Below are 7261 nucleotides of genomic sequence, written 5' to 3' on the forward strand. Positions count from 1 at the left end.
TCGCAAAGTTCTGCCCGCCCACCATCGTGAACGGCAAGGTCTACCTCGCCACGTTCTCTAAACAGGTCATCGCTTTCGGACTGCTTCCCGCAGCCCTTCCCAAAGCCGCGTCCCTTTCGACAGCGCCCGGCGCGACATCCGCCACGCTGACGGCCACCGTCACCCTCGCCGCCGCCGCTCCCGCGGGAGGGGCAGTGGTGACCATCGCCAGCAGCGACTCCGCCGCCGCAAAAACGCCCGCTTTTGTCCGCATTCCCGCCGGCGCAACCACGGCGCCGTTCCCGGTCACCCTGGGGGCAGCGTCCGCCAAACCTCGCACAGCGACCATCACCGCCACCAGCGACGGCGCCGCCGTGACGACTGTCATCAAAATGCCCGCGAAGAAAGCCGCCCGCGCGTAACGGTCTTGACACACGGCAAACAAAAAAGCGACCGCCTAATTTCTAGGCGATCGCTTTTTCTGTTTGGTGCCGAAGGGGGGACTCGAACCCCCACGAGGTTGCCCCCAAAGGTTTTTGAGACCTCCGCGTCTACCGTTCCGCCACTTCGGCAAGTGGGCGCACTGACGTGCTGGGCAGGGATATTATATCCGAAGGGAAGTCGAGTTGTCAACGTTCATCCCTATTCCCCCGCGCTTTAGCGCGTTTCCCCCTTTTTCCCAACAAGCTGCTTCGCAGGGTAAAAGGGGAGCAAATAATTACCATCCATTCACTCGTCACAAAGTCGTGAGGATGGGAACCGTAGGTTTGCGAGCGCCAAACACTCTGTATACCTACTTGTCGAGCGTGCAAGGAACTCAATGATTGGCTCCCCTTTTACCCTGCGAAGCAGCTTGTTGGGAAAAAGGGGGAAACGCGCTAAAGCGCGGGGGAATAGGGATGAACGGGGACCCCACAAATAGCGAAAGACCTCCCGAGCGGCCGTCCTAGCGGCTCTCGCGAAGGTCTCTCGGCGCCGGCGAATTTCTACGCGAAACTCCGGCGGGGAAATGACCGACCTGAGGCGCGCGCCCCGAGACTTTACGGTTCGCATCTTGCGCTTCAGGAGAACAGCGAGCATAACTGGCCCGCTTCGGCTCTTCCCACATTTGGTAGACGCCTATTCACTTCTTTGTGACTAAGCTCTAATATTATAACGCTAAAACACGGAGTTTTGTTCCAGAACATCCGTTGCCTTCAAATTTATTTTGAAGTGATAGCGTCGTAACATAAATATACCCGCAGGCCTATGGGTTGAAACGGGCGGCGGCTTAGATATTTTCCTCATAAAACAAACGCAGAGAGATCGCGCGCACGGCCTTCATGCGCTCCCCCGTCGCCTCCGGCATGGGATCCAATATATCCGATCCGACGCCCCTTCTTAAATACAGACGATTGCGCAGACGTGTAAGTTCCTTGTAGGCGGCGTCCAGCACTTCCCAGTCGGATTGCTGGATTTTTGCGTCGTCGCGCAAGGCCAGCAGAGCTTCCAAAGTCCCAGAGGGGCGAAGGCGCGGCTTTTTATGACCCCATCGAAGCTGAAGGATCTGGGCGATCCATTCGATGTCGGTCATGCCGCCCGGGGAGAGCTTGAGGTTTGCCGCGCCTTGCGCCCGCTCTTTCTCGATTCGACGCTTCATGGCGCGAATCTCTTCAATTTGTTCGTCAGCAATTGGGGAGCCGTAGACGAACTGCGTGGCGAGGGATGCGAACTCGGCGCAGAGCGCAAGATCGCCCGCCGCCGGGCGTGATTTGAGCAGCGCCTGACGCTCCCAGGTCGCGGCGCTCTCGGCGTAGTAGCGACGATATGTCGCGAGGTCCAGCACGAGCTGGCCTTTACGACCGTCCGGCCGCAGGCGAGCGTCCAGCTCGAAACGGACGCCGTAGCGGGCAATATCGTCGCGCAGGATCTGCTGGAGGCGCTCCGCGACCTTCGTCGCCGCAACCACCCCATCGGAGTCCGAGACGTACAGAACGTCCAGGTCTGAGGCGTACCCCAGCTCACGGCCACCGAGCTTACCCATGCCAATGATGGCGAAGCGACCCTCAAATCCCAGCTCCTGACTGGCAATCGACAGAGCGGAGGACAGAGCGCGTTCGGCAACCGTCGTCAGCTCCCCCATCGTCCCCGCGACCGTGTTGATTTCCCAGATGTCGCGAGCGCCGCAGAGCAGACGCGCGCGCAGGAGTGAGGTGGCAAGCGCCTTAGCGGTCGCCGGGAGCTTGGCGGGCGGCGGCGATGGATTGTCCATCACCTCATCGTCCGCGAGCAAATCGAAGAACTCCATGTGCTGAAGTAAGAGCTGCCAGACAGCGGGGCCTTCGGCGGCGAGCCGGCAGAGTCGCGGCAGGAGCGTATCGCTTTCGGCGAGGGTTTGAAAGAGCGCCGTGCGCGAGGGGACTTCGCGCGCCAGGTTGTCCAGACCGAGCAGCGCCCCGTCTGGATCGGACGTCTCGGCGGCGGCGCGCAGCAGCCGGGGGCTGACGGCGGCGAAGGAATCGGACGAGTCCGGGGCCATCCCCCCATACTCGGACCCGACGATGCTTTGCCGGAGCATTCTCAGCGCCGTTTCGGACTGCTGGAAGCCGAGACTCGTGAGCTCATCCCGCAGGTGCGCCAGCGCCGCCGGATCGTCGGGCGCGAGTACCCAGACGGCAATCTCATCCAGCGCCTTGCTCTCCTGCTTCGATCCATAAAACAATCGCGCAAACAGCGCGTGCACGCGCTCGGTGTGACGACGATAATCCGCGTGGAATTCCGCGCCGTTTGCGTACCCGAGACGGCGACCAAATTTGTCCAATTCATGCGCATCGCGAGGAATATTGCGAATCGGCAGCTCGTCCATGATTTGCAGACGATGCTCGACGGTTCTGAGGAAAGCGTAGGATTCCGCGAGGGTATCGTGCTCGTCCACCGTCAGGAAGCCAGCGCGCGTCAGACGGTCCAGCGCCTCCAGCGAGCTTCCCACGCGCAGTTCGGGGTTCTTGCCGCCCGCGACCAGCTGCATCAATTGGACGGCGAATTCGACGTCCCGGATGCCCCCCACCCCTTCCTTGACGTTCACATCGGCGTCGCCGCTCCGCGCGGCCTTTTCCTCGATCCGGCGCTTGTTGGACCGGATGCTTTCCACAAAGCTTTCCTCGACGCGTGATGGGTACACAAAATCCATCGCCATACCGATAAACATTTCGCCTACGGCCGTGTCGCCCGCCACGCAGCGCGCCTTGAGCAATGCCTGCCGCTCCCACGGCTCCGCCCACGACTCATAGTACGCCCGGCACGACTCCACCGAGCGAGACAAAGCGCCAAATCGTCCCTCGGGGCGCAGTCGGAGATCCACCCGAAAGACAAATCCGGCTTCGGTGACGCGCGCCATGGTATCCCGCACGGCCTCGGCGAATTTGATCGGATGAAACCCAGTGCGCTCTGCGTGGACGAAGATCAGATCGATATCCGAAGAGTAATTCAATTCGCGGCCGCCGAGCTTGCCCATGGCGATCACGGCGAACGGCGGCGCCTCCACGCCCGCTTCTTCCGCGCAGATCCGCACGGCCATCCGCACGCAGGCGTCGGCGAAGTCGCTGATCGCCCGCGCCGTTTGCTCCATGTTCGCGTATCCCAGGATATCGCGCGCGCCGATGCGCAGCACCTCCAGCGGCTTGAACCGGCGCAGGGCGTCCCGCTTGGCGTTCGGCGTGCGCGCCACAGCGACACGGCGCGTCAAGTCCTCCCAGAGCGCCTCGGCGTCACGATCACGATCACGCATCCGTGGATTGATGAGCACTTCGACATACTCGGGATTGCTAATGATTAAGTTGGCGAAGAACTGCGAGGCGGCGAACACAGTCGTCAATATCCAAGCCGCCTCGGGGTTGCTCGCGATCATGGCGTAGGCGGAGTATCGGCTGCCGCTCACATCCGCCCAGCGCGCCAGATTCCCCAGCGCCCGGTCCGGATCGGCGCACGCAGCAAGCGTCTTCACCACAACGCGCAGAAACGCCTCGAACAGCCCGTCGGGAATGTCATGCCCCGCGAACTCCCGCAGCACATAACACGCATGCGCCGTATCTTCGAACCCCAGCGGCGCCAATGCCTCCGGGGTCAGGTCGGAATAGCGTTCGATCATATCAGACATTCCCCATCGGGCCGAACATCGGCCCGATGATCTTTACCAGCCGGGCGAGCTGCTTACCCGCCAGCGGCAGGCGAAGCGCCGGCCGAAACTTGGCGAGCAAGTCCTTCCCAAAGCTCAGCAGTTCTTGCGTTGTCTGCTGGTTCGGGGTGCGGTCCTGGAGCCAGAAGAGAAGAAACGCCAGGTATCCCGCGTAGAACGCCGTGGCGAGATCGTCGGCTTGTTTGGGTTTGGGCGCGTCGCTCGCCTCCATAATCACCTTGCGAAAGACGCCCCACACCTGCGCGCGCAGCTCTTGCAAGTTCTCGCCCAGCACCGCCAGCTCCGAGTCTGGAACGAGCGCGACGCCGAACAGCGTCCCCATCGCTTCCCGAAACGGCGCCAGCCGCACGAGATCCCCTTCCAGGGCCGCCGCATACCGCTCCGCGATCGTCCCATGCGGCAGCGACGCCACCTGCTCCTCCAGCTCCTGCGCGGTGCGCGCGTACAGCGCCACGACCATTTCTTCCTTGCGCGAGAAGTAACGATACGTCAGCCCCAGCGAGCACCCCGCCGCCGCCGCGATCTCGCGCATAGTCGTCGCCTGGTACCCCTTATCCGCAAACAGCCCCAGCGCCGTTTCCAGAATGTGCTTGCGGGTCTGCTCGCCCTTGGGGGTCAGCCCCGCCGGCTCCCCTTTGCCCACAGTCTCCGTTGTCAGTTGAGTAGTCATACCGATCCAGTCTAAGGCTTACGCCGATACCCATAGCATACCACGTTCGGCAAGCCCATCGAAAATATATTTTTGAACACGTTCATTTTTCCGTTACAAAACGAAGCGAGCGAGGTATAGTATAAACAGAAGTGAACAAGTTCACTTTAAAGATTGAGGAGGACGGAACAATGATCATGGTGACGACATACCTGACCTACTTGGTAATCAGCATCGGCCTGACGGCGTGGGTCGCGCAGACCCTTCACAAGAACGGACGCGTCTTTTTGGTGGACGTCTTCCACGGCAACGAAGCCCTGGCGGACTCGGTGAACCAAATGTTGGTCGTCGGGTTTTATCTGATCAACGGCGGCTATGTGACCCTGATGCTCACGATCCACGTGGCGGTTACGACGCCCCAGGGAAGCATCGAAGCGCTCTCGACCAAGATTGGCATGGTGCTTCTCGTACTCGGCGGCATGCACTTCTTCAACCTAGCGATCTTCAGCAAGATCCGCCACACCGCCGTGGCTCCGAAGATCGCCTCGCCTTACCCGAACTCGGACTATTGAACGAGATCCGCCAAGCGCCTCCAGCGAGCAGCAACGCAATCGCAGGAGGCGCTTTCTTCAGAAAGAGACAACTGAACATGAATCAAGATCGCAAAGAAGAACCCGTGGACTTTGACGTTCACAACGACAGCGCCAACCTACAAGGTGCGGCGAAAGTGTTAAATCTGCTGTTCTTTGCTTTCGGAATTTTCGGCGTGCTTGCAGCTTTCGGTATATTAGCAATCATCATCGTTTTCACCGCATTTCCGGTTTTGATCATCTCGAAGTCTAAAACGGCAAAAGGACTAGCCATCAGCGCACTCTGCGGAATCGTTGCGGCCTATCTTCTTATGCTGATCCCTGGAATGACAAAGTATTGATTGGAAACATCTTCACAACGACGCGGAACAAATTCGAGAATAACATGGATGAAGAAAATTTCAATCGTGGTTCGGCCGCTTTCAGCATGGGCCTTCTCGGTTTTCTCGGAGCCGTAGTAGGATCGCTCGCCACCTTCTATATACTGTCGATCCCCATCTGTCTGATCGCCTTGTCGGCTCTCATCATATCACGATCAAAGCCAATCAATGACGCCGCAGTAGGCGCGCTCATCGGAGTGACAGTGTCATGTATATAATGGTCCTATAAATTAGGACAGCAAATCGGGCACAATTAAGGTGGATACACCACCATGCCCAACACCCGAAAACACTATTCCGCCACCTTCAAAGCGCAGGTCGTTTTGGAGGCGCTCAAAGAAACCAAGACCGTCGCCCAGCTCGCTTCCGAGCACCAGATTCATCCGAACCTGCTGACGAAATGGAAGCAGGAAGCCGTCACAGACTTGGCTCTGGTCTTCGAACGCAAGAACTCGCAGGCCAAGGTTCAGGAAGCCCAGGAGCAGAAAGTCGAACAGCTTTATCAGGAAATCGGTCGCCTCACAACGCAGGTGAACTGGCTGAAAAAAAAATCTGGTCTCAAACCTGACGCCTGACGAACGATTGGCTCTGGTCGAACGCGAAGGATGCGACGCCGTGCCTTTGCTCTGGCAAGCGGAGCTGCTTTCTTTATCGCGTAGCCGTTTGTACTATGAGCCACATCCCGCGCGGGCGGCGGAGATCGCCATCAAGCATCGCCTGGATGAATGGTACACCGAGCGGCCAAGTCTTGGAACACGCAAACTTGTCACGCTTTTGGAACGGGAAGGCGTCATCGTCGGTCGGCATACGATCCGTCGTTATCGCGCGGAAATGGGTCTATTTACTCTCTTTCCGAAGCCCAATCTGTCGAAACCCAGCGGTCCAGGCCACAAAGTCTATCCGTATTTGCTGCGCGGTTTATCCATCGATCGCCCCAACCAGGTGTGGGGAGTGGACATCACGTACATTCGGCTGCGCGGCGGCTTCCTTTATTTGGTGGCGTTCCTGGACTGGTTTTCCCGAAGGATCATTGCCTGGGAACTGGCCGATACTTTAGAAATGCCGTTCGTCCTGTCTTGTATTGAAACGGCCCTGGGCCATGCTGTGCCTGAAATTGTGAACTCGGATCAGGGCAGCCATTTCACGAGCGAGCGATTTACCAGCCGATTTCTGACGGCGGGCACGCGTATCTCGATGGATGGTCGCGGACGTTACGTGGACAACATTTTCACGGAGCGGCTGTGGCGCAGCGTCAAACAAGAAGAGGTTTATTTGGCCGATTACGAAACCCCACGCCAAGCCCGCCAAGGTTTGGCGTCTTATTTGAAGTTTTACAATGAGGTTCGGCCACATCAGTCGCTGGGCAATTTGACGCCTGCCCTGGTCCACGCCGAACCGCACCGATTGCAAAGAAAACGATGACGAACGAAAGGACACAATCCACCTTAAAAAAGCCTCTCAAACTGTCTTGACAAATGGGACCACTATA

Annotated in this window: 5 protein-coding genes, 1 tRNA gene and 1 pseudogene; 4 read left to right on the forward strand and 3 right to left on the reverse strand. The window is 58.8% G+C overall.

The genetic code is table 11. The features are described 5' to 3' along the window. Positions 1-401 (forward strand): annotated as a pseudogene (locus ABIZ35_RS06495) (hypothetical protein); the annotation flags it as partial. Between the two features lie 64 nt (positions 402-465). Here ABIZ35_RS06495 and ABIZ35_RS06500 read toward each other — a convergent pair. The 3 genes from ABIZ35_RS06500 to ABIZ35_RS06510 form a co-directional block, all read right to left on the reverse strand. After that, positions 466-551: transfer RNA gene (locus tag ABIZ35_RS06500), tRNA-Leu, on the reverse strand. 698 nt (positions 552-1249) lie between these two features. Then, on the reverse strand, positions 1250-4105 hold the full coding sequence (locus tag ABIZ35_RS06505; RefSeq protein WP_348219067.1) for a DUF294 nucleotidyltransferase-like domain-containing protein: 2856 nt from the start codon (positions 4103-4105) through the stop codon (positions 1250-1252). Position 4106: 1 nt separating this feature from the next. Beyond that, complete coding sequence (locus ABIZ35_RS06510; protein ID WP_348219068.1) at positions 4107-4823, reverse strand: TetR/AcrR family transcriptional regulator; 717 nt, start codon at positions 4821-4823, stop codon at positions 4107-4109. Positions 4824-4993: 170 nt separating this feature from the next. Here ABIZ35_RS06510 and ABIZ35_RS06515 point away from each other — a divergent pair, with 170 nt between their 5' ends. The 3 genes from ABIZ35_RS06515 to ABIZ35_RS06525 all read left to right on the forward strand — a co-directional run bounded on the left by ABIZ35_RS06515 (position 4994) and on the right by ABIZ35_RS06525 (position 7194). Further along, positions 4994-5374, forward strand: coding sequence for a hypothetical protein (locus tag ABIZ35_RS06515; RefSeq protein ID WP_348219069.1), 381 nt, complete (start codon positions 4994-4996; stop codon positions 5372-5374). A 77-nt stretch (positions 5375-5451) separates the two neighbouring features. Continuing rightward, positions 5452-5733 carry a hypothetical protein gene (locus ABIZ35_RS06520; RefSeq protein ID WP_348219070.1) on the forward strand — a complete coding sequence of 94 codons (282 nt, stop codon included), beginning with the start codon at positions 5452-5454 and terminating at the stop codon, positions 5731-5733. Between the two features lie 311 nt (positions 5734-6044). Beyond that, positions 6045-7194 (forward strand): IS3 family transposase gene (locus tag ABIZ35_RS06525; RefSeq protein WP_348219071.1). Its coding sequence is split into 2 segments (ribosomal slippage): positions 6045-6314 and positions 6316-7194, totalling 1149 coding nucleotides; the frame shifts between segments, so codons are not numbered across the junction. Positions 7195-7261: the final 67 nt, after the last annotated feature.

The organism is Capsulimonas sp. (assembly GCF_039929585.1).
In the GTDB taxonomy this organism is placed as follows: domain Bacteria; phylum Armatimonadota; class Armatimonadia; order Armatimonadales; family Capsulimonadaceae; genus Capsulimonas.